The sequence below is a fragment of the Flagellimonas baculiformis genome (genome assembly GCF_033441575.1).
GTDB classification, from domain to species: Bacteria; Bacteroidota; Bacteroidia; order Flavobacteriales; family Flavobacteriaceae; genus Flagellimonas; species Flagellimonas baculiformis.
The window spans coordinates 276,419-301,552 of the sequence record NZ_JAUZVW010000001.1; the positions used below are offsets into that span (position 1 = coordinate 276,419).

Annotated in this window: 15 protein-coding genes; 4 read left to right on the forward strand and 11 right to left on the reverse strand. The window is 45.2% G+C overall.

The features are described from left to right. Window positions 1-63: 63 nt before the first annotated feature. Window positions 64-2,526, reverse strand: a complete 2,463-nt coding sequence (locus tag SD450_RS01330; RefSeq protein WP_318342855.1) for a glycoside hydrolase family 95 protein — start codon at window positions 2,524-2,526, stop codon at window positions 64-66. Between the two features lie 349 nt (window positions 2,527-2,875). On the opposite strand from SD450_RS01330, the gene SD450_RS01335 reads away from it, so the two are divergent. The 4 genes from SD450_RS01335 to SD450_RS01350 all read left to right on the forward strand — a co-directional run bounded on the left by SD450_RS01335 (window position 2,876) and on the right by SD450_RS01350 (window position 9,968). Then, window positions 2,876-3,991, forward strand: coding sequence for an alpha/beta hydrolase-fold protein (locus tag SD450_RS01335; protein ID WP_318342856.1), 1,116 nt, complete (start codon window positions 2,876-2,878; stop codon window positions 3,989-3,991). A gap of 20 nt (window positions 3,992-4,011) precedes the next feature. Next, window positions 4,012-5,199: an esterase gene (locus SD450_RS01340; protein WP_318342857.1), complete on the forward strand. Its 1,188-nt coding sequence runs from the start codon at window positions 4,012-4,014 to the stop codon at window positions 5,197-5,199. Between the two features lie 60 nt (window positions 5,200-5,259). Next, the gene (locus SD450_RS01345; protein ID WP_318342858.1) at window positions 5,260-7,971 is read left to right on the forward strand and encodes an alpha/beta hydrolase-fold protein; all 2,712 of its coding nucleotides are present in this window, start codon (window positions 5,260-5,262) and stop codon (window positions 7,969-7,971) included. A 65-nt stretch (window positions 7,972-8,036) separates the two neighbouring features. After that, window positions 8,037-9,968: an SMP-30/gluconolactonase/LRE family protein gene (locus SD450_RS01350; RefSeq protein WP_318342859.1), complete on the forward strand. Its 1,932-nt coding sequence runs from the start codon at window positions 8,037-8,039 to the stop codon at window positions 9,966-9,968. 3 nt (window positions 9,969-9,971) lie between these two features. Here the strand turns inward: SD450_RS01350 and SD450_RS01355 are convergent, their stop codons facing one another. The 10 genes from SD450_RS01355 to SD450_RS01400 all read right to left on the reverse strand — a co-directional run bounded on the left by SD450_RS01355 (window position 9,972) and on the right by SD450_RS01400 (window position 25,128). After that, window positions 9,972-11,186: a cupin domain-containing protein gene (locus SD450_RS01355; RefSeq protein WP_318342860.1), complete on the reverse strand. Its 1,215-nt coding sequence runs from the start codon at window positions 11,184-11,186 to the stop codon at window positions 9,972-9,974. Between the two features lie 29 nt (window positions 11,187-11,215). Then, a complete protein-coding gene (locus SD450_RS01360; RefSeq protein ID WP_318342861.1) occupies window positions 11,216-13,423 on the reverse strand; it encodes an outer membrane protein assembly factor BamB family protein in 2,208 nt (735 codons plus the stop codon). Window positions 13,424-13,545: 122 nt separating this feature from the next. Continuing rightward, on the reverse strand, window positions 13,546-14,481 hold the full coding sequence (locus tag SD450_RS01365; protein ID WP_318342862.1) for an RraA family protein: 936 nt from the start codon (window positions 14,479-14,481) through the stop codon (window positions 13,546-13,548). A gap of 26 nt (window positions 14,482-14,507) precedes the next feature. Beyond that, a complete protein-coding gene (locus SD450_RS01370; protein ID WP_318342863.1) occupies window positions 14,508-15,791 on the reverse strand; it encodes a mandelate racemase/muconate lactonizing enzyme family protein in 1,284 nt (427 codons plus the stop codon). Window positions 15,792-15,835: 44 nt separating this feature from the next. Further along, window positions 15,836-16,942, reverse strand: coding sequence for a bile acid:sodium symporter family protein (locus tag SD450_RS01375; protein ID WP_318342864.1), 1,107 nt, complete (start codon window positions 16,940-16,942; stop codon window positions 15,836-15,838). An 11-nt stretch (window positions 16,943-16,953) separates the two neighbouring features. Continuing rightward, on the reverse strand, window positions 16,954-17,427 hold the full coding sequence (locus tag SD450_RS01380; RefSeq protein WP_318342865.1) for a nuclear transport factor 2 family protein: 474 nt from the start codon (window positions 17,425-17,427) through the stop codon (window positions 16,954-16,956). Window positions 17,428-17,453: 26 nt separating this feature from the next. Then, a complete protein-coding gene (locus SD450_RS01385) occupies window positions 17,454-18,392 on the reverse strand; it encodes an RraA family protein (protein ID WP_318342866.1) in 939 nt (312 codons plus the stop codon). 209 nt (window positions 18,393-18,601) lie between these two features. After that, complete coding sequence (locus tag SD450_RS01390) at window positions 18,602-20,101, reverse strand: mandelate racemase/muconate lactonizing enzyme family protein (RefSeq protein WP_318342867.1); 1,500 nt, start codon at window positions 20,099-20,101, stop codon at window positions 18,602-18,604. 31 nt (window positions 20,102-20,132) lie between these two features. Beyond that, a complete protein-coding gene (locus tag SD450_RS01395; RefSeq protein WP_318342868.1) occupies window positions 20,133-21,668 on the reverse strand; it encodes a SusD/RagB family nutrient-binding outer membrane lipoprotein in 1,536 nt (511 codons plus the stop codon). 10 nt (window positions 21,669-21,678) lie between these two features. Next, window positions 21,679-25,128 (reverse strand): SusC/RagA family TonB-linked outer membrane protein, encoded by a 3,450-nt coding sequence (locus SD450_RS01400; protein ID WP_318342869.1) that lies wholly within the window; start codon window positions 25,126-25,128, stop codon window positions 21,679-21,681. Window positions 25,129-25,134 lie beyond the last annotated feature (6 nt).

The window sequence follows — 25,134 nt, forward strand, 5'->3', positions numbered from 1 at the left end:
AGTTCGCTTAAAGATGAATATTTTATTTGAGTATGGGTTAAATGCCTGTAAGCTTGAACCCTTTTATTTCTTTAAGCTGAAAGTATAAATCTTCCCTTTTTCGGTTTCCATATCGTATAGAAATGTTTTGGGCACTATTAATTCTTCAATGGAAGAGTTCTCAGATACTATAGGACCCATCACTTTGCTGACAGTAAAGAACTCATTCGGATTGTCCCCTTGTGCTATTTTTAACTCTCCCGTTCCGATATACTCAATTTCATTGGGAACCCTGAGCCGCAAATTGCCTCCTAAATTTGATTTTATGGAAGCGGCCACGAGTTTCTTGTTTTTCCATTCCATAGCCACTACTTCAAACCCTCCTCTGGCCCTTAATCCGCCCATGTAGCCGGTATCAAGTGCATCGGGAACGGCCGGGAGCAGATGGACGCTACCGTCCGAACTTTGCAACAACATTTCAGCAATTCCAGCGGTGCACCCAAAGTTCCCATCGATTTGGAACGGAGGATGGGCATCGAACAAGTTGTTATACGTACCGCCGCCCCCTTGATTGATTCCCACTGGGGTCAGTTGGTCTTTAATGAGCTTGTAGGCGTGATTCCCGTCCTGCATTTTGGCCCACCAATTCACTTTCCAGCCCATGCTCCATCCCGTGGAAATATCCCCTCTCTGCAGTAACGTGTTCCTTGCAGCGGCAAACAGTTTGGGGGTGCGATATGGAGAAATCTGATTGGACGGGAAAAGACCGTACAAATGGGAAATATGGCGGTGATTGTCTTCTGGGGAATCCACATCGTCCAACCATTCCTGCAATTGGTTGTGTTTGCCGATCTGCATTGGGGGCAATTTGCTTCGCAATACTTTTAGCGAATCAATGAAAGTGCTTTCCTTTCCCAAAACTTCCATGGCCTGAATATAGGTGTTGAACACATCAAAAACCAATTGGTTGTCCATGGTAGAGCCAGCTGTTATGGACGACCCTTCATGTGCCTCTGGGGCATTTTCGGGGGAATTTCCAGGGGCTATGACTAAATAAGGATACGTGGGGTGTTGCACCAGAAAATCTGCATAAAATTCGGCAGCCCCTTTAAAAATAGGCAGGGCTGTTTTTAAGAAAGTGGTGTCCCCAGTGTATAAATAATGTTCCCAAAGATGCTGACTGGTCCAGGCTCCCCCACCGTTCCAGATCCCCCAAAAGGCACCATCTATGGGTCCGGTAACTCTCCAAATATCAGTGTTGTGGTGGGCCATCCAACCTCGGGCACCATACATGGTCTTGGCTGTTTCCTTGCCAGTTTTCGAAAGTTCACTGACCATTTTTAGGAAGGGCTCGTGAAGTTCGGAAAGATTGGTCCGCTCCGCTGGCCAATAGTTCATTTCCGCATTGATGTTGATGGTATATTTACTGTCCCATGCGGGCTTCATGCTTTGGTTCCATATTCCTTGAAGGTTTGCCGGTTGCCCTCCCGGTTGGGATGAGGAGATAAGCAAATACCGCCCATATTGAAAATACAGGGACACAAAGGAAGGGTCTTGCGTATTCCTGAAATTGGCTAAACGTTCGTCCGTGGGCAATTTTGAAGCCTCCGTTTTCCCAAAGTCCAAAATGACCCTATTGAACAATTCTTGGTATTTTTTGATGTGGTCGGATTTTAAAAGGGCATATTCCTTATCAAAACCTGCATCCAAAAATCCTTTGGCACGTAGCATTTCATCACCGCTCAAATCTTGGTAGGAATTGAAGTTGCTGGCAATCGAAACCATCAAAATGGCTTCGTCTGCCCGCTCCACCGTAATGGAGGTGTCTGTTTGGGTTGTTCTACCGTTTTGAATCTTCAATCCCATGAGGGCGTTGAACTCCACTTTGCCCTCAACACCTTCGTGATCGCTGGTTCTGCCCCAAAGAGAGATTTGGTTCCCTGGATCGGTCTCTATTTTTGCATTGGCATGTGGTGTGGTAAGATTGGCCGTAAAACTGATGTTACCTGGTTGGTCGGCGGTAAGGCGAATGACCAAAAGTCTATCGGCCAATGATGCAAAGGCCTCCCTTGTAAAGGTAACCCCATTGATTGTATAGGATGTTTTGCTGACCGCATTGCTGATATCCAACTCCCTGTAGTAGTCTTGATAGTCCGTGTGGTTGGGGAAGGACAATTCCAGATTTCCTACAGGTTGAAACATTTGGCCATGCGATTTTTTGGTGATGATCTTATCGTTGGCCAATTGTTCCGCTGCTTTATACTCCCCATTAAAAATGAGTTCCCTGACTTTAGGAAGGGCCTCAAGTGCATCTGGATTGTCATTTCTATTGGGGCTTCCGCTCCACACCGTATGTTCATTCAGTTGGAATATTTCTTTGTCCACATTCCCATAGATCATGGCACCCAAGCGACCATTGCCCAAGGGCAGCGCATTTTCCCACGTATCTCCTGAGGGTTCGTCATACCACAGTTTTAAATCATTGGACTGTTGCCCAAAAAATGAAATCGGAAGGCAGAAGAAAATCAAATAAAATGACCATTTCATAATAACAATGGATTGAAATACGGGCAACGAGTTCATGATTAAAGTGTTCAATATACATATGTTATTCCTTGTAGAAAATAATAGTTGTGTTTATGCATACCAATGGTTTGAGCCTATCATGAGGTAGTTCCTCGCCAACCAACCTTATTTTCTGGATTCGAAAGGTCTTCAAGAATTTCTCCCTGATTCATTTTCAATGTGTTGAATAAACACTTATATTGCTGTCAGAAAACACACTATGCAATTTATCCCAATGCACAGAGAATGGCACAGTATAGAATCCAACTATTTCATCAAAACAAATAAATGATCCATTAGCCTCTAAAAAAGTTAACTAAAAACAAACATCATGAAATTTAATGCGGCAACATTAATATTGGCATTCGTTTGCTATACCATGGGCATGGCCCAAACCGATGCGACAAACGTAATCGAAGATTTTAAACCCTCCACCCTCAACCAGCCTGGTAAGGAATACCCCCGGGTCAACTCACAGGGGTATGCACGATTCAAAATAGAAGCACCCGCTGCCGACAGTGTACGGGTAAGCCTTGGCCTTGGCGGTAGAGGCGGAACCAAACTCCATAAAATGGAAGATGGTTCTTGGATGGGAACCACCGAAGGACCCATGGACGAAGGGTTCCATTATTACCATCTGACTGTGGATGGAGGTACATTCAATGATCCAGGCGCCTTGAACTTCTACGGTTCCACACGTTGGGAAAGTGGTATTGAGATACCGGCCCATGACCAAGAATTTTATGCATTAAAGGACGTTCCCCATGGCAAGGTGGAGCAGATTCTTTTTCCTTCAAAAAGTACCGACACATCCCGAAGGGCCTTTGTTTACACCCCACCAGGATATGATAAAGACCAATCTAAAAAATACCCTGTGCTCTATTTGCAGCATGGATGGGGCGAGGATGAAACGGCTTGGAGCAATCAAGGCCGGGCCAACCTCATCATGGACAACCTTATTGCCGAAGGCAAAATTGAGCCTTTCCTAATTGTAATGACCTATGGAATGACCAACGAAATCAAATTTGGAGGGCTGCGCAATTTTGACATTACTCCCTTTCAAACGGTTTTGGTGGATGAATTGATACCTTATATTGATGCCAATTACCGTACCCTTGCCAATAAGTCCCACCGGGCTATGGCCGGACTTTCCATGGGTGGCATGGAGACCAAGATGATCACCCTGAACAAACCAGATGTTTTTTCCTATTATGGTTTGCTTAGCGGAGGTACCTATAGTCCAGAGGACATCAAAGAGAATGCAGATGTAAAGCTGATATTCCTTAGCTCTGGAAGCAAGGAAAGACCAGAAGCAGTAAAAAGTGCAGCTGCCGCCTTAAATGAAGCCGGGATAAAGGCCGTTTCCTATGTTTCCGAAGGAACTGCACACGAATTTCAGACTTGGAGGCGCAGTCTGCATGAGCTTGCCCCACTTCTTTTCAACTAAATCAGGCTAAAGAAAGTACCATGAAAATTGGAAATTCATTTAATGTCACCTTGGCATTTCTATTTGTATCAGCTCTCTGTTTTGGTCAGCAGGCCAATGTGAACCTGGACTATAATCCGCAGGAGGATACCGAAGGACTTATACCCTTTAGTGCGCCGATAAATTCTCCTGAAGTGCATGATGACCAAACCGTTACCTTTCGGGTGAAAGCACCAGAGGCACAAAAAGTGAAATTGAATCCCGGAGCCATCAATACCGCTCTGGGAAAAGGAAGGGAACCCATCCCATTTACAAAAGGCGAAGAGGGTGTTTGGACCTTGACCATTGGTCCTCTGCCTCCAGATATGTATGCCTATCATCTTCGGGTGGACGGTGTGCAAATGGCGGACCCCAGTAATACGTATGCGGCATTTACGGCCATGCCACCCTATAGTGAATTGATCGTGCATGGCGATAGGCCAGCGTACTATGATGCAAAAAACGTTCCGCACGGAAACGTTACCCGTCATATTTATCATTCGGATGTCACCCAGGGAGAACGTGAACTATATGTGTACACACCGCCCGGTTACGATTCCAGTAAAAAGTATCCCGTACTCTATTTATTGGGTGGAAGTGGCGAACGGCCCTCCAATTGGGTGTATGATGGCAGGGTGAATCTCATCATGGATAACTTATTGGCGGAAAACAAAGTCAAGCCCATGATCATTGCCATCCCCAACAACCAAGTGATCCACCGCAACCATCCACAGCATTCCGAACTCACCTTCGACATTTTTGAAAAAGAGCTCAGAAACCATGTCGTTCCTGTGGTCGATGAAAATTACAGCACCATCCAAAACCCTGGTGGGAGGGCAATTTCAGGATTGTCCATGGGTGGGCGCCATAGTATGTTCGTCGGCTTCCGGTCACTCGATTTATTCGCCAATTTTGGAATCCTTAGTGCCGGGGATACGGATGCTGAGACCTCGTTGTCCCACTTTTTGAAAGATCCTCAGGCAAACAACAAGGTAGATTACCTTTTTGCGGGGCAGGGTACCAAGGAAGCCGAAGGTTTTTTCAACGCAAGGGTCCAGGGTCTTGTCGACGCATTAAATAATCATGATATAGAACACGAATACTATGTAGGTGGAAATGGGGGACATGACTGGTCCACTTGGCGTCATCTGTTGTATTATAGATTCTTGCCTAATCTTTGGAAGAATTAACAAAATCCAATTAAAAGAATTTTAAAAATTTAGTTATCCCTGTTAAGAAAAAATAGACCCATGAAAAAATTAGTGACCCATCTTTTTATGTTGGCAACAATGCTAATGTGCTCGGGAAAAATTACGGCACAGAACCCCAATTTTCATATTTATCTGAGTTTGGGCCAGTCCAACATGGAGGGCAGTGCCCAAATAGAGGCGCAGGACACCGTTGACGTCAATGACCGTTTTAAGGTCTTGGCGGCAGTGGATTGCCCTGATTTGAACCGCAAAAAAGGAAATTGGTACACTGCAATTCCTCCTTTATGCCGATGTAAAACAGGGCTTTCCCCTGCGGATTATTTTGGCAGGACCTTGGTGGAAAAATTGCCCGACAGCATAACGGTCGGGGTCATCAATGTGGCCGTTGGAGGTTGCAAAATTGAGTTGTTTGATAAGGACAACTACCAAGAATATGTCGCCACCGCCCCAGATTGGTTGAAAAATATGGTAGCAGAATACGATGGAAACCCGTATGCCCGTCTCGTGGAAATGGCAAAAATTGCCCAAAAAGATGGGGTGATCAAGGGAATCCTTCTGCACCAAGGAGAATCGAATACCGGAGACACCCTGTGGCCCAAAAAAGTGAAGACCGTTTACGACAATCTCCTTAAAGATTTGAATTTGGAGGCTTCAAAAACCCCATTGCTGGCCGGTGAAATGGTCCACGCCGATCAAGGCGGGGTATGCGCCAGTATGAACGAAATTGTGGCCACGCTCCCAGAAACCATTCCCAATGCGCATATTGTTTCTTCAAAAGGAGTCCCCGATGCCAGGGACAACCTTCATTTTAGTGCCGAAGGGTATCGGATGCTCGGCAGAAGATATGCCATAAAGCTGTTGAATGTGCTGCGTAATCAAGCCAATGACCCCATAGCGGAAAAGCATGCACCAAAAGGATTTGATAAGAGCAGAAATGACATCGCAAAGGGAAGGATAGACAGTATCATGTACACGTCTAAAACCGTTGGTACGGAACGAAAGGCTATGATTTATCTTCCGCCCGGCTATTCCAAATCTAAAAGATATCCCGTTTTGTATCTCTTGCACGGAATCGGAGGGGATGAAAAGGAATGGCTGACACATGGCACTCCTCAGGTAATATTCGACAACCTTTATGCAGACGGAAAATCGGAGCCCATGATCGTGGTGATGCCCAATGGGCGGGCCATGAAAAATGACCGTGCGGAAGGGAATATTTTTAGCAGGGACAAGGTGGAGGCGTTCGCCACCTTTGAACAAGACCTTCTAAATGATTTGATTCCCTACGTGGAAAAGAATTTTAAGGTGTACAAGGACAGGGAGCATCGGGCTATTTCCGGTCTTTCCATGGGCGGTGGCCAAACCTTGAACTTTGGTCTCGGCAATTTGGATACATTTGGCTGGGTAGGCGCATTTTCATCGGCCCCCAATACCAAAACCCCACACGAATTGCTTCCCTATCCTGAAAAAGCCAAATCATTGGAGTTGTTATGGATTTCTTGTGGGGATGCAGATGGGCTCATACCCTTCAGCAGTCGAACCAGTGAGTATTTGAGGGACCATGACGTGCCCCATATTTTTTACGTGGAACCGGGAGGTCACGATTTTGAGGTTTGGAAAAATGACCTTTATATGTTCTCCCAAATGCTTTTTAAGCCAGTGAATAAGGATGTACTCAACAAGTACAGTGTCTTGGGATTGCCGGCAAGCACCAATGTAAGGCGAGCACCATATCCGCAGATTTTACCGGATAGCAGGGTGATTTTCAAAACAAAGGCCCCAGAGGCAAAACAGGTTCAGATAGACCTCGGCAAAAAATACGATATGGAAATCGATGATGAGGGATTCTGGACCGTGACCACGGATTCCATCACCGAAGGGTTCCATTACTATTCACTGATTCTGGATGGGGTGGCCGTGGCAGACCCTGCCAGTGAAACCTTTTATGGTATGGGACGAATGGCCAGCGGCATTGAGATTCCGTTCAAGGGAGATGGCTATTATAGCTTGAAGGATGTGCCCCATGGTGATATCCGTATAAAAAAGTACTTTTCAAATGCATCACAGTCATGGCGGGAAATGTATGTGTACACCCCACCGGGTTATGAGGAATCCGACCAAGATTATCCAGTTTTATATCTTTTGCATGGCGGAGGTGAGGACCAAAGAGGCTGGGCCACCCAAGGAAAGACCAATTTTATATTGGACAACCTTATCTCTGAAAACAAGGCGGTGCCCATGATCATTGCCATGTTGGACGGCAATGTTTCCACAGGAGGTGGAGTTGCGGGGTTCAATCAAAATGCATTGATGGCCTTTGAGAACGAACTGAAACAAGGTGCCATTCCCTTTGTGGAGCAAACGTATCGTGTCAAGACCGATGCCCGGAACAGGGCCTTGGCCGGACTCTCCATGGGTGGGCTGCAGACCTTGCATGCGGGCGTCCATAACACCGATATGTTTTCCCATTTGGGTGTTTTTAGTTCTGGCTGGTTTGCCAACAACGATGAATTATCGGGGCCACAATATGAGTATATGCAAAACAATGTGGATAACATAAACAGCAACCTTACCAATTTCTTCATTTCCATGGGAGGAAAAGCAGATATTGCTTACAACAATTGTCAAGTGATGATGAAGAAATTTGATGATATGGGTATTGCATATCAATATAGCGAATATCCGGGAGGGCATACATGGCCAGTTTGGCGGCACGACCTGTATAAATTTGCGCAGCTTTTATTTAAGTAATAAGTCCAAACAAGAATTCATTAAAACGGTCATTGTTGAAAACGAACATTGAAAATTAAAATAGTATGAAAGGTATTTCTTTGAGTCTTAAAGTTGCTTCCACGTTATTTCTATTTATTTTAATTGGTGGTTGCAATTCCTCTTCCAAACCGAAATGGGAAGATCGGAACAACGAATTAATAAAGCAATACGGACTCCAGGTGAGAGAACTGCCAGAATTGCCATCTACAGAAATAAAACCCAGTGTAGAGGTTGGCATCGCCCAAGACCTTCAAAAACTGGATAGTCTACAATTATATCCTGGCGTCATGGCCAAAATTTTCTGGGGAAATGGGAATTTGGTCAGTGTAGTGGAACTGGAACCTAATTCCAGCATCCCAAAAGAAAACTTGCCTGCGGATAGATTTTTGATTGTAACTGAAGGTTCCGTTGAGTTAATTGGCGATGGCAACAAGCACAAAATGATGGCAAGGGAACGGGAAGAACCGGATGGCACTCATAGCGGCACACCGAGAAATGATTTTATTTATCAGGAAAAAGGAAGCCAAAGTGAAATTGTTGCCGGGGATACCGGAGCCAAGGTAATGGAAATTTATAGCCCAAAAAGGCTGGATTACCTTGAAAAAATGGGGGTTGATGCACTTCCTTCGGAAACCAAGGAACGGATATCCAAGAATGAACCGACCGTTGTACCCAATAAAGTTTATGATCTTTTCGATATTCAGTTTACGCAGCTTACCGATGGAATCTATGCAAGATTGGTTTCTACAGGAGGCATGCAGCTAAGTTTTATTTCAGCGGATCCCAACACCAAATCAAAAGCCCATATTCATCCAGAAGAGCAAATCACTGTTCTGTTGAGGGGGACGCTAAAGCAAACCGTCTTGGACCAAGAGATGGAATTGGAACCTCACGATGTAGTCCTTGTTCCAGGAAACGTGGTGCATTCCGGTGTAGCAGGTGAATTGGGCTTTGATGCCCTTGATATTTTTTGGCCCGTTCGGGAAGATTATCTGACCAAGCAACAAGCGTCACTTGAGCGATATCACGAAATTATCCCAAAGGATGCCAAGCCCGAATTGGTGATCGATGGTTCAAAAACAGAACCTACACTTACCTTTAGCGAAGGTCCCAAGTGGATGGATGGGAAACTCTATTTTTCCAATATGTACTTCGACCAAAACTGGAACGCCGACCCCAAAAGGAGTTCCATTGTGGCATTGGACCCTGATGGAACGTACCAAAATATTACGGAAGGCAAAATGCAGGCGAACGGATTGTATCCCTATAAAAATGGCAATTTATTGGTCTGTGACATGATTGGGCACCGGGTGGTGGAAATGACCACATCCGGGCAAGTGGTCCAAGTTATTGCCGACACCTATAATGGCAAGCCCATAGACGGACCCAACGATATCATCACCGATACCAAGGGCGGCATCTATTTTACAGATCCCCAGTTTACGATGGAAGCGGAAAAATTCCAACCGGGCAGGGCCGTTTATTATATTTCCCCTGAAAAAAAGGTGACCCGCTTGGTGGAACCCAATGAATTTGCCATGCCCAATGGAATTTTACTGACTCCCGACGGGAAAACGCTCTACATCAATAATTGTTATGATGACGAATCTTGGTATCCGGTAAACAGTTCAAAGGATAATTTTGTTTGGGCCTATGACGTGAACGAGGACGGTACCATTTCAAACGGTCGGAAATTTGCAGAACTGCGTTTGACTGGAAATGTGCTAGACCGGAAAGGCAAATCCTCCAGTGCGGACGGGATGGCCATTGACACTATGGGAAATATGTATGTGGCCACCTATTTTGGGGTCCAGATATTTGATTCCAAGGGTGCCTTTATCGGTATGATCAACTTACCCTCATTTCCGGTGAGTGTAGGGTTTGGTGATGAGGATATGAAAACACTTTACATGGTCAGTTATGAAAAAGTGTACAAGATTCGCACCAATAGAAAAGGGTATGTCAATTATCTTTAAAGTCTAATTCTGCACATCGTCTCCCATAACATCGTATCCGCGCCATTTGAATTCCTTGGCAAGTCCGGAAGCGGCGGGCCAAGCGATTTGATGTTGATCACTGGCCACCCATTTTCTGCGGTTTTCCTCCGTATCAAAGGATATCTGGATCTGATAGTTGAAATGAGTAGGCTCAGCCTGTATTTCCTTGGCCAAATCCTGTGGGAAAAGCCGAAGTAATTTTGAACTGAGATACCCGTCTTGGACCACCATGGCAGGGACATAGATGGAATAGTACATTTTTTCAAAAGCCTTGGCATTTTCCTTATCCACCACAAAATCCATTTGTAACACCATGGCCTTGGGTATTTCCAAAGGTTTGGCAATTGACAATCCGTTGTTTTTTGAAGCTGCAATCCCAATTAATAGAATTTCAAGATTTTCATTGCCGCTATTTGACCAAGCTATTTCTTCTCCCAAACCAGCATGGAACGAATCATCCTTTTGAATTTTGGCCGTCTCAGAACCAACTGTTACCAATCCGTTCCCGTTGATGACATAATATACTTCTTCAACACCTTCCAACTGGCGATTTTCCGTTGAACTACCTGATGGAATTATCAAGTGGTCCACATAGTTCCAATCCGTTCGAAATATTTCTGGACCAAAAATCCTTCTGTACAAAACTCCTTTTCCCTTATGAATCTCATTGTCTTGTTTCAGTTTATCGGTGTCCAATCGGGAAGAAACGAACGTCGGGACAACATCTTTTTTTGTTCCGGCAAGATCATCCCCCAAATCAAACGCACCTCCTTGTGCTTTTACCTCACTGACCGCAAAATTGAGCCATTTTAAAGGTTTGCTTGAAGCATTATAAATTCCATGGGAATCTCCCAATTTACAGGGAACCAAGGCAGGTCCTTTTATGGTGGAAGTTCTTCCGTTAATGGTAAACTCAGCTTCTCCATCCAAAATAACATACATTTCTTCAATGGAATGGTGAAAATGGTGACCAATACCCGATTTGGGTTGAATGACCCCGGAATGTAGGTACAGGAAATTGGTGGCCAGATCATTTCGGCCAATCAATTCGGTAAAACCCATTTTCCCTGCACCGTCATGTACTTTGGATAGTTCCCTATACGTAGAAGGATCATTATGGACCACTCTTTCGTTAAGGCTTTGGGCCATGCAGATACTGCCCATCAAACAGAACAAAAAACTGAGTATTGGTTTCATAACATTGTATTTGTATCGTTTCATTTAAGCTACTTTTTGTCCGGGATACCATAAACCAGATAGCCCTTCGCCACTGCTCCCGGTTTTTTGGAATGGTCATAACTGTCGTTTCTAAAATCGGAGGTGGCATTGATTACCAAATATTGCTTGCCATCCAAGGTAAACATGCTGGGTTGTGCATTGGTCTCATGGCTCAACGTAGTTTCCCATAGCACACTTCCATCCTCAGCATCAAAAGCATAAACCTTACCCCCTTTTGCCGTGGCAAACACAATACCTGTAGAGGTAATGACCATGCCTTTCCGCTGCGTGCCGCTGGGGGCCCCTTTGGTTTCATCCCCTTGCACATAAAGCGAGTCCACACCAATGGGTCGTCGCCATTTAATAGTTCCTTCATTGAGGTCATAAGCCACAATGGAGGACCAAGGTGGATCAATCAACCCGGGCCAATCCAGACCGTAATCAGTAATGTATTGGTCCTCAGGACGTTCCACGTCTTCAGGGTAATCCTGCATCGGTGCACCGCGCTGTAAATCAGTAGGTATTTTGACTCCTCCAGAAGCCACTACAGGGCCATCCACAGGCTTTTCCTGCTGTCCACCACGGCCAAAACTTCTACGTTCAGGGTCACCTCCAATGTACTGGAACAAGGCTTTCAAGGAAGCTTCATCCACATGCACCAGACCGGGCATTACACCTTTTCCGTTGATTACTGTATTCCTAAATTCCTCATAGAACATATGATGCCCCAGATTCTTCAAGGATGGGCCTGCCCCACCCTCCATATTTGGACCATGACATGCAATACACGAAGAGCCGTAAAGGGATTCTACCCTATCAATATCGTTTTCTGTCAGTTCGTTTTGTGGCGGTCCCACCTTGTTCAATCTATAGGTGGATGCATATTCCTGGGTCATTATGTACATCATTCCGTTGCGAGGGTCAGCGGCTGTGTTGCCGTAATTGGCACCACCCAAAGCTCCGGGCATCATTATGGTTTCATATTTGTCGGAAGGTGGTACGTATAATCCAGTTTTTGCAGAATCCAATCTTTTGAGCCAATCCTGCCGAAGACTATCCGAAAAGTAGGGGTTCAAGTTTTCTTTGGTCACTTCATGTCTCGTAAAACTCGGAAGTGAAGTGATGGGTTGGGTAGGCCAAGATTCTTCCCCTGGCATCTCGCTTTTGGGAAACGGTTTTTCCTCAATGGGGAATAGTGTTTCCCCAGTTACCCTATCAAATACAAAAACAAAACCGTGCTTGGTAGCAATGGCCACTGCATCTATTTTTTTGCCGTCCTTCTCAACCGTGAGCAGTTGTGGGGCCGGTGACAGATCATAGTCCCATAGATCATGGTGCACCGTTTGATAGTGCCACAGCCTCTCCCCTGTTTTTGCATCAAGGGCCACCAAGGAATTCGCAAAAAGGTTACTTCCCAACCGATCAGCTCCATAGTAATCATAGGTTGGCGAACCGATGGGCAAATAGGCAATTCCACGTTCGGTATCCACCGATATTTCGCTCCATACATTTGTGCCACCTACATATTTATAAGCATCCTTAGGCCAAGTTTCATATCCATATTCACCGGGATGGGGTATGGTATGAAAAACCCACTCCATTTTACCGGTGACCACATTATAGGCCCTTACATAACCTGGTGGGGAAAAATAGGCCTCCCCAGGTGCAGAGCCGAGTATCAAAAGATCATCGTAGATAACACCGGGCATCATGGGCTGTATCCGTGTGATGGATGTTGGGTCACGATCCAAACCTTCACGAAGGTCCACATAGCCATTGTTGCCAAAATCCATAATGGATTTTCCAGTAACGGCATCAATGGCCTGAAGGGAATTGTTCAGTGTGAAGAGTAATCTCTTGTTTTTTTTGTCCTTACTTTCCCAATAATTGATACCCCTCCGGGTAATGCCCGCCAAATCTGTATGTATCCAAAGTTCTTCACCTGTTTTGGCATTCATGGCAATAAGGGAACTATTTTTCCCTAGAACGTACATGGTGCTGTCCACAATGATCGGGTTGAAAAAATAAGAACGATCATCCCTCGATGGGTAGCTCCACAACAGTTGCATTTGTGCAACGTTGGACTTTGTAATGCTGGGCGACTCGAAGAATTTAGACTGGTCGGGGCTGCCTCCGTAGTGTGACCAGGTGCTGTGTTCAGTAACTTCAGTTGTATGCTTCTGACATCCTGATATATGGGCAAAAATTATCAGCATGGTCAGGATATGCCACGACGTTGGGGAGAATTTAGTATTTGACATTGTTATCTAGGAAAAGTCCATTATGCCGAGTTTTCATACACTCGGCAGGCAATGGCAGTTGTCAAAATTTTATAGGTTTACCAAGTTCTTTTCTTCAAAATTTCTTGGATCTGCTCTTTGGAAACGGGAAGTTCATCAATATGCTCGTTGAGCCACTTGCTAAAATCCTTTTCGATTTCATCGGACCATCGCGTATCAATCTGTCCGGCGGTATAGGTTCCTTCTTTTATACGTTGATGTCCGAACATATCACGCAAACGAACAACTTCGGAAGTTGTCGCCACTTTTTCCGCCAAATGTGCCGGTATAAAGGTGACCACGCCCATTTTTCCCAGAACCACATCACCGGGCATTACAGTGACCGTCCTTATACGGGTAGGTTGATTGATGCCGATGAGCATGGTATTCAAATCTCCCGGTGGATTATGATGCGAAGCATCGTAGCTAGTGTAAAAAGAGGTGAAACCTCCTATTTCCATGAGTCCTTCCACATCCCTTAGGGCACCATCGTAAACTATGCCATTACCTGTTTTGGCATAAATGGCATTGCCCACATTGTCACCAATGGTTGGGCCATCCCTATCCGCTCCAAATTGGTCAGCAACATATACATCGCCCTTGACCAAAATATCCACGGGCCAAGTGTTCTGTCCTCGTTTTCCCTGGGCCTTTCCACGGTCATCAATGGCTTTCCAAACATCGGGACGGCCTGGCATAAAGGTTGCCGTGACCGCACGCCCGACCAACACGCTATCCGGATTGATCAATTTCCAGTCCTCCGCAATTTGATAGCGATACCCTTCATTTTTCATGACCGCCCATGCCTCTTCCACGCTAACGGATTTTATCCTCTCCAATAGCGCATCGGGTACCTTGGGCCTACCATCTTCAAAACGTTCCCCTTTCCATTCCGGGGTCAAAAAAATAAGTTCTTCCTTGCTGATCTGTTGCCCCATCATTTGGGTTGTCAGACCGGCAAGTACCAAGAATAGCATGTATGTTTTTCTGGACATAATAGTATGGTTTGATTTATTGTTAATCATTCAAAAAATGGCACGCCTTCCGGTGCATATTTCCTCATCGCCTCTTCATTGATATCCACTCCAATACCGGGCTTGTTGGAAACAGTGACAAAACTGTCCTTTACCCAATCCCCTTCATCGTAGGTAACGATTTCCTTGAACATTGGATCTGTGTGGAAATAGGATTGCCATTCCATCAAATGGAAATTGGGCACCGTGACGCACACATGCGCACAGGCCATGGCACCCAAGAAGGAAGCTACCATGTGGGGCGAAAAGGGAACGTAATATAGATTGGCGAGGTTCGCAATGCGTTGTCCTTCCCCAAGTCCGCCACATTTTTGCAGATCGGGCATGATGATGTCCACCCCATTATCCAACAATTGTTTGAACCCGTGGCCCAGATATACATTTTCACCTGCCGAAATGGGTGTACTGGTTTCTTCCGCAAGGGTTTTGAAGGCATCAAAATTTTCAGCAGGGATCGGCTCTTCCAACCAGGTCAGGTTAAGGTCCTCCACTTTTTTGGCAATGGTCTGGGCGGTTACATGATCGTAACGCCCGTGCATATCCACACAAAGGTCTATTTTTGGCCCCACAGCTTCCCTCACTGCAGCGAGTTGATCATACATTCTTATGATCTCGCCCGGACTGGCCGTCCAGTTATAGCGATCGTATTTATCAGGATCACTTGCATAATCCAAGTCGAATTTCAACGCATTGAAGCCCCAATTTTTAATGGCATCCTTGGCTGCGGTGGCAAAATCATCCGGAGATGGGAAACTTACCCGATAAAGGGCAGTATCACAATACACCCTCACTTTATCCCGAAATTTCCCCCCAAGCAGCTGATACACGGGAAGATCGAGGGCTTTTCCTGACAAATCCCATAAAGCGGTCTCTATGGCGGAAAGTACGGCCACGTACATTCCAGATTGGGCTCCACCGAAATGCCCACCCCTACGGATATCCTCAAAAATCTTGTGTACATTGAATGGACTTTGGCCCTTTAGTCTTCTTCCAAACATTTGGACAAGATGGTAGGTGCCGTTAACAGCATCCACACCTTCGCCACAACCATAAATTCCTTGGTTGGTATATATTTTGACAAATAAACTGCTTCCGCGTTTGATATAGCCACATTTTACATCTGTGATTTTCAGATCCGATGGTGCGGACAGTTTGGGGTTTTTGTTCATGGCTTCTTGGTATTCCGAACCAAATGCTACTGAGGACACCATTCCCAATCCTGCACCGGCCGCGATGGATTTGGATATAAAAGATCTTCTTGAATTTTTCATACGTTTCTTATTTTTGATTTAATGAATGATGGATTATCGATTTTTTAATTGGTCATTACGGTTTCCGGCTTCTCCACAGTAGGCTTTCCATGCCAGTAAGAAGCTAAAATAGAGCCTGTTATATTCATCAAAGGGCCAAATACGGCCGGTGCCAGCCCCATGGTGGCAATTTTGCCCAAACTGTTCGCTATACCTGAGGCCAATCCCCCATTTTGCATTCCCACTTCAATGGCGATGGTTCTTGCGTCTTTTTCGGACATCCCAAAGAACCGAGCGTACCAATACCCCAGTAAATACCCAAAAAGATTATGGGCCAATACCAAGAGCATCAATATTCCACCTATTTCCAAAAGGCTGTCCCTTCCTGCTGCGGTGATAATGGTGATGATAAGACCAATGGCCAACATGGATATCAAGGGCATTGCCCTACCCAACCATTGGGTACTATTGCTAAATAGTTTATTGAAGAGCAAGCCTGCCCCGATAGGTATGATAATCATTTTTACAATGCTCCACATCATGGCGAACACATCGATTTCGATGAACTCCCCGGCGAACAACTTCATCATCAAAGGCGTAAGAAACGGTGCCAAAAGTGTGGCAATGGAAGTAATGGTTATCGAAAGTGCGACATTGGCGTTGGCCAAAAAAGCCATGACGTTGGAGGCCACACCACTTGGGGAACAGCCTATGAGTACTATTCCTGCTGCAATTTCCGGTGGAAAGTTACTGATCTGTGCCAAAAAGTAGCCCATCAGCGGCATTACGATCAATTGCGCAGAAACTCCGATCATCACCCCTTTTGGTGATTGAAATATGGCAGCAAAATCTTTGATGCTCATCGTGGTTCCCATACCGAACATGATAATCTGTATCAAGGGAATTATGAGTATCGTGAATTTGAAATCACCAAAATGGGTAAAGTATTCGGGATAATATAGTGCTGCCGTCACCCCTGCAAAGATCATGGTGGTGAATATCAATCCCTTCATTTTTTTGTACCCGTTAAACCCGAAGGCCAACAAAGCAAAAAATCCAAGGATGAACAGTCCGGCTTGGTCGATATGGCCCATGATGACCATGCCAATTATAATGATGAACAGCAGAGCTGCCAACCCTAATGCTATGGAATAAATGCTAATCTTTTTCAAAATAGAAGGAATTAAAGTTTATATGCCTGTCTTGCCAATAATTTCCATTGACCCCCTTCTTTTTGAAACACCAACAGACAACCTATATTGACTGTTGCCGGCGAACCATTATTGGTTCCTTCGCCTTTAAACATATGACGCACTATACCTATTTTACCGGAAGTTGTTATGGTTTGATTTTCTGGCGTTATCGAAGAAAATAGAAATGCGCCGTGCAAAACGCCATCGACGTATTCCTTTTTGTTCTCAATCTTGCCACTGGAGTGGCCATAGGTCAGTTTGTCCATGGTCAATTCTTCCAGTTTATCCGAATTCCTATCGACCATGGCAGCGTATAGGTGACTTACCGTGTCGTCTATTTTTTTGGCATCGGCATCTTTGTTTTGGGCCACCAAAACTGTAGAGAAACAAAGAAGTATTCCCAAAAAGGAATGCTTTATTGATTTAGAGTATGGAGTTGATTTTTTTAAAAGATAATTTTTCATTCTATTGGTTATTGTGGTGCAGCTATTTATTCTTTTTTTGATGCCAAATAATCATTAAGTTCTTTTCTCGTCATGGGCAATTTGCTATCAGGATATTCCTTCAGCCAATTCTCAAAATCTGCATTGATCTCTTTCGTCCACTTCGTGTCTATCTGTCCGGCCGTGTATTTTTTCTCCCGTAGCCTTTGGAATCCAAAAAGATCACGCAAGCCTACTATTTCAGAGGACAGCACCAATTCCGAAGCGAGATGGGAAGGAATGAAAATAGTTCCATGTTGGTTGGCCAACACCACGTCGCCAGGTAATACGGTTGCCCTTCCAATGCGGATAGGCATGTTAATACTGGTCAACATTTCTTCCTGTAAATAAGAAGGATCTGCACCTTTGTACCATCCATTGAATCCCTCGATATCCAAAAGACCTGCGACATCCCTAACGCCACCGTCAAAAATTACCCCGTTTTTGGAATTGGTATAAATGGCATTGCCTAAATTGGAACCGATCAGGGTACCGTCAATGATTCTTCCGTAGCCGTCCGCAACATACACATCCCCAGGCACCAATTGCTGAATGGGCCATGAGTTGCTCCCTCCAATGGTATCCCGTTTCTCTTGGCCTCCCTTTAGTTTCACCAATTGCTGATAGTCCGGTCTAAGTGGCATATATTGTGCCGTCACGACCCTACCGGTCATGGCGCTTTCGGGGTGTATGATCTTCCAATCACCTTCATATTGATTATTATATCCCTTTCTTCTTAAAAAGCCCCAGGCCTCTTCTATTTGAATATTTTTCATTCGTTGCAATAAGGCGTCGGAGACTTTTGGCCTTCCGTCCTCAAAACGCTCACCGCTCCAGTTCGAGGTGAGTTCCTTAATATATTCTGGTGAGGCTGTAACTCCCTGCGATTTGGCCTGGAAAAAAACCAGAAAGCTACTTAGCACCAATACTATCCTTAAATTTTTCATTTCTATTATTTTAATTTTCCCTTAAAAAGGGTTCATCCATACTAATTTTCCAATGTGTCAAGTGAGATAGGAAACCCCCGTTAAAAAAACGGGAGTCTTCCTATCAAACCCAAACTAAATCAAACTAAACTAACTCAAAATCTTACTCCCAAATACAGTAGTGAACCTAAAGGAACACCGCCTTTATTCAGGAGAATGTTATCCTGTTATCAACTATAGCTCCTGTCATGGGAACGAAGCTCGTTCCATTCATCAGTGGATTTAAAGAATGTTTTGTCCGAAGGATGCAAATGTTCCTTCACCACTTCTTCATCCAACTCTATCCCCAAACCTGGTGCGGTAAGCGGAACGGTGGCAAAACCTTTGTCGATCATTTTAAAACCACCGACCGTTTTCACCAGACTTTCCCACCACGGCACATCCACCGAGTGGTGCTCCAGGGCCAAAAAGTTTTGGGTCGCGGCCGCACAATGCACATTGGCCATGAAAGAGACAGGTGTGCCAGCTTGGTGCATGGCCATGGCTATACCATATTCCTCGGCATAGTCGCCAATCCTTTTTGTTTCCAAAAGACCGCCTGATGATGCCAAGTCTGGGTGGATGATATCAACCGATCTGTTATGGATGAGAGGCTTAAAGTTCTCCAAGAAATGGATATCCTCACCTGTGGTCGTGGGCGTCTCAATGGCATCGGATATGGTCCTCCATTGCTCATGGTACTGCCAAGGCACCATGTCCTCGAACCAAGCCAGCCTGTATTTGTCAAGGGCTTTTGCCAAACGTATGCCGTTATTGAGATCAAAATGTCCATAATGATCGGTTGAAATCGGAATTTCATACCCTACCATGTTCCGAACATCCTCCACTACCCGCTGCAGTTCCTCAAGTCCTTTTTCAGTGATCTGTATCTGGGTAAAGGGGTGCATGGTATTTGCGTAGGACATCGGATTGCTCCGATCGCCCCATTGGGCCAAAACGCCTTTATCGTTTTCCCAGAACTTTCCATTTACGACAGTATTGGGCTTGCCCCTTAGTTCGCCAATGGAAACATCCATTTTCAGCCAAGTGTATCCCTGTTCATTTATCCTGAAATCTATCAATCGTTTTTGCTCTTCAGGAGACGATGCTTCGGGGGTATCAGCATAGAGTCTTACTTTGTCCCTATATCTTCCACCGAGCAATTGCCATGAGGGCACATTGTATGCCTTACCGCAAATATCCCAAAGCGCCATTTCAACGGCGCAGACCCCCCCAGCTTGTCTGGCAGGCCCTCCGAATTGTTTTATGCTCTTGAATATCTTTTCGACATTGCAAGGGTTTTTGCCCAAGATCCGGCTTTTAAGAAAAAGTGCATAGCGTACGTCTGCTGCATCCCTTACCTCGCCAAGACCATAAATACCTTGATTGGTCTCTATCTTGATGATGGCCGTGCCTCCCATCACATTGGTAAGGGCATACCTCATATCGGTGATCTTGAGTTCCGAAGGTGCGGACATACGGCTGACCTTGGAAGTGGTCTGTGCTATGGTATCCTCTATGCCCAGCCCCATCATTCCGGTCATTGCAATGCCGCCCAAGGCCGTCTTTTTCAGAAAGTTCCTTCTGTCATCGGTCGTTTTTGGGTTTTCCATTTCTTGTTGTCTGGCCAACCCAAGGTCTTTTTCTTCTTGCTTGTTCTTGGCTATAATCTGTTTCAATACTGATTTCATACTTATTTTATGTAATGGTCTTGGTTACTAATCAATCTACATCCCACCAAACCTTTGTATCCAAGTTGTCGGGGCCCATTCTGGAAACCGCCTCTTGAAGGTTTTCCTGATTTACTGCTATTTCGTCAGGGGGATAGGTCAGCCTATTTATGAAATCACCGGTGATATCCTGCGCTGGATAGGGATTGGGCGCCAAATCGGGATAGCCAGACCTTCTAAAATTGGCAAACAGCTCCGGTCCGTTCAAAAAGGAAGCCACCCAATATTGTGTGTTGATTTCCTCAACAGCATTGGCCATATCCAATGGATTGGCAGCTATATAAGCATCAATATCCGCTCCGGCAATGGCCACACTTTCTCCATAGGCAGCTACTTGCTCCATATGTCCGCGGATCCCATTCTCATAATATTCGGCCGCATCTCCCGATACCCAACCATTGACCGCTGCCTCTGCCAACAATAATTGGGTCTGTGCATAGGTGCAGAGGAACATGGGCGAGGATTGGGCCCCATAGGTAAAGCGATCCAACTGGGTAAAGTCATAGAAACTGGCGAGTCCCTCATTGGCCACCACGGTACCGATGGTACTGTTGTCATACCCCATGGGCATCCCTATCTGATCGTCAGGATCCTTCGAGGCGATGGCCACTACTTGGTCCGGCCCTGATGCGGCACCCACATATCTGATGGCCAATGAGGCCAACCTTGGGTCATTGTTTCCATATAGATAGTCCACAAATACATCCGTCAAATAGAAGTTATTGGCTTCTGTCCCATTAAAGGTAAAGCTGTATGGGTTGGTGAAATTGGTATCATGGCGCACCACAAAATTATCGTCATTTGACTCCATCACCCCTCCATCAAAACCACTTTGAACGGTCTGTTCTGCCAAGGCGGCATCCACATTGGAAAGTCGCATCCCGATCCTGACCAAGAGGGAATTGGCCAGTTTTCTCCACTGATCCAAATTTCCTGCGTACATGGCCTCCCCGTTTTCAGCTGGGGCAGCATCACTCAGGGCATCCCGTGCTTCTGTCAATTCCGTGATCAGATCCGGATAGATCTGTTCTTGGGGGTCATAGTTGGGCAAAACCACCTGTTCTGACAAGCCCTTACCTGCCTCGAAATAGGGAATTTCCCCATATTCATCGGTCAAGACCATAAAAGCATAAGCTTCCAAGATACGGGCCATCTGCAATAAATTGGTACGGTCCGATCCTACAGTGTTAAGTTGAAAAATAACGTCACTGGTATGTTTTATGACATTTTCATAGTATGTATCCCACTGGTTGCCAGTATTGTTCCGGTTATCCTGATTGTAGTTGGCCCCGGCCACAAATCCCGAGTTCGGTGTGACTATCTGCTGTACAATGGCCTCATCATAGTAGATGTTGGTCCCACTTGGAAAGGAGAGCCCGACTATTGCATTGTTCAACAAGAACACAGGGTCTATACTTTCGCTTGTGGGGTCAACGGTATTGGTATTGAGTTCATCAAAATTCTTTTCGCACCCCAATAGACCTATCAGGATTACAAAAATTATGATTCTATTCCCTATATTTTTCATGATGTCTTATTTAGAATTTGATGTTTAGGTTACACCCGATACTTCTTGTCGTCGGTACACCTGTGGATTCCAATCCTGAAACGTTGTCCGAGCTATAGGCAAAGGAGTCGGGATCAATATTGGGCACCCATTTTTTGAGTATCGCCACATTGTTTGCGATCAGGCTGAGGGTAACCCCTTTCACAAAGGAGTTCTCTGGAATAAACTTTTGGAAATCATAGCCCACGGTAATCTGCCTCAATTTCCAGAACCCGGAATTGTACACAATGGGTTCTATCAATTGCTGTGAGCGCACCACTTCCCAATAGGTCTGGGGTTCTGTTGCAACCGTATTGGGTTCTCCTGCTTGGTTCACCCCTTCTCCGATGACCCCGGTATCCCTTCCAGGAAGGGTCATTTTATGGAGACCGTGTCTAACAGCATTGAAGTTGGTGCCGGAAATCATCTTACCTCCCAATTTGAAGTCAATCAGAAAGGATAAGTTGAAATCCTTGTAGCGCACCGTGTTGGTAATACCTCCGACCCAATTGGGCAGTGCACTTCCAAAGAATTTGATTTCATCTGACCTCAAAGGCCTTCCATCATTGGCAAATATTTGTCTTCCCTGGTCGTCGAACTTGTACCCGAAACCTGCCAATTGACCAATTTCCTCACCTACCACTTGGTAGAGATAACCGTTGAACACGTGGTTACCTACCAATATACTCTCACCTTCCTCATCGCTAAGGAGGCTGATCACTTTGGTTTTATTGTAGGACGCATTGAAACTAAAATCCCATCGTAGATCATCATTGCGGATCGGTGTCAGGTTCAACAGCATTTCAATACCGTCACTCCTACTTTCACCACTGTTGATCAACTGGCTTATAAAGCCTGAAGAATTGGAAATCTGGGCTGGAATGATCTGATCTATCGTGGTCTTGCGATATACGGCCACATCCAATCCTACCCGGTTATCGAACATTCTTAAATCCACACCTATTTCAGTTTCCTTTACACGCATGGGGCGAAGATCAGGATTGGGAAGTATGGAGGTATTGGCCCCGGCGATTGGATTGGGAGCCCCATCCGGTCCCGGAAAAAAATTGGTGTTAAGATCATAAAACAAAGCATTCGAGTAAGGAATTACATCCGTGTCACTTCCTACCTCTGCATAAGCAACTCTTAATTTACCCAAAGTGAGCCATTCTGCATCATCCCCAACCCAATTGGAAAAGAGTAGACTACCGGAAACAGAAGGATACAGGATACTCCTATTCTCTTTGGCAAGTGTGGAGAACCAATCGTTACGGGCCGTACCACTTAAAAAGTAAGTGTCTTTATAAGACAAATCAACAGCTCCATACAATGAATTTATTCCACGTGTATAGAGATCATAATCTGGATCTTTTACCCTTCCATTTTGTACGGTGTACAAATCACGTATTATAAAATCGGTCACATCGACACGGTTCAATTCTTCCCTTCTTCTCATTTGGTTTCCCCCTACATTGTAGCCAACAACAAAATCTTCATTGACATCTACATTCCCAGAGAAAAGGAAGTCAACATTGGACTCTCTATACCTCCTTGTCATTTGTGTATAGGTTCCATTAAAGAATGGAGCAGGAGCCGCTGGTCTTGAAGCTTGACCTGTGGGAAATCCATTGAATTCCTGGGAACGGGACCAATAGTCCTGCCCTACCCTGATCTGCCCAGAAAGCCATGGGAAAATTTGATAGCGTGTGGAAATATTACCAAATATTCGATCCCTTCTGATTTCGTTGAACTGTTCGGAAAGTGTGAAGTACGGATTGGTACGGTTTCTAAACCTACTGTACACAAACTCATTTCCGTTGGCATCAAACTTTTTCTCTTCCAAGAGATCCAATGGCATGGAGTTGGCCATATTGAAAAGGGCCACTGGAATGGTATTGTCCTGTTGACCTACATTGGGAGGGTTTACATTTTTCTCGTAAGAGTAGTTAACATGGGCCTCCACGTTAAGTTTATCCGATAAATCATAATTGGCTCCAAAGTTTACCGTTTTCCGGTTGAACTCATTGTTAGGAGTTATGCCCTTACTGCCCAAATTGGAAAGGGAAAGATTGAAACCTCCCTTTTCCGATCCACTTGAGATGGATATGGAATTGGTAATATCGGTTCCGTTCCTATAGAATTTCTTTATCCTATCATATACGGGAACATAGGGAACTTCCACACCGTCAAAAAGAACCTGTGTCATTCCAGGCTGAAAACGCTCCCCGAAGGACCATTGTCCCGAGGTGGGATTGGCAGATGTTGGCCTTACCCCGAATTCACCTTGTCCGTATTCATACTGATAATCTGTAAAATCCAAAGGTGTGTGGTCCATTACGTTCAGGTTGTAGGTGACACCTATTCCTTGTTGGCGGCCACGGGATTTCGTGGTGATCATGATTACGCCATCCTTTGCCCTGGACCCATAAAGTGCGGCCCCGGTGGCACCCTTAAGAATGGTCATACTTTCTATATCGTCCGGGTTGATACTGGAAAAACCATCGCCTCCATCGGAAAAGACACCATCGCTATTGGTACCCACTTCTGTACTTGTACTGCCGGGACTGGTTCCAAAACTGGTATTGTCAATGGGAACACCGTTTACCACTATCAAAGGGTTGTTGGTTCCAGAAATGGAGGATTGCCCGCGTATCCTGACCTTTGATGATCCACCCGGACCTGTGCTCAATGATGCTATGTTGACACCGGCCACCTTACCTTGAAGGGTGTTCATAAAGTTGGAGGACCTGTTCACGTTGACCTCTTCGGCATCCACTTGGGCAATGGAATATCCCAATTTTTTTGTCTCTTGCTTGATTCCCAGGGCGGTTACCACTACTTCGTTCAGGTTCTGGGTATCTTCCTGCAATACGATATCGAGGGTTGTGGCCCCACCAACAGGAATTTCCTTTCTTGTGAACCCAATGGAACTGACCAACAAAACGGCATCGGAATTCTGGACCGTTATCTCGTAAAACCCGTCAAAGTTGGCTGCCACACCATTGGTCGTGCCTTTTTCAATCACGGAAGCCCCTGGTATCGGCACGCCATTGGAGTCTGTGATCTTTCCTGAAATTGTAGCCTGGGGATTGCCATCAGGGACAGGGGGAAGACCCGTCTCCCTGGGAACGACATCGATTGCGTTCTTGGTCTTTAAAATAATTTGTTGTTTGTTAAAAAGATAAGTGATGTTGGTTCCCTGGAAAAGTTGGTCCAGTATTTCTGTGATCGTTTTTTGGTCCACATTGATGGAGACCTTTCTGTGGGCATTTACTTTTTTGTTGTCATAAAAGAACTTGAATTCTGAAACAGACTCAATCTGTTCGAACACTTGCATAATTTCCACATTTTCCATTTCCAAACTGAGTTTGGTCTTTTGGGAGTAGGAATTTGCGTATGTCGAAAAAAAGGAAACCGTCAAAAAAAGTGCAGTTAGTTTCACTGTCAG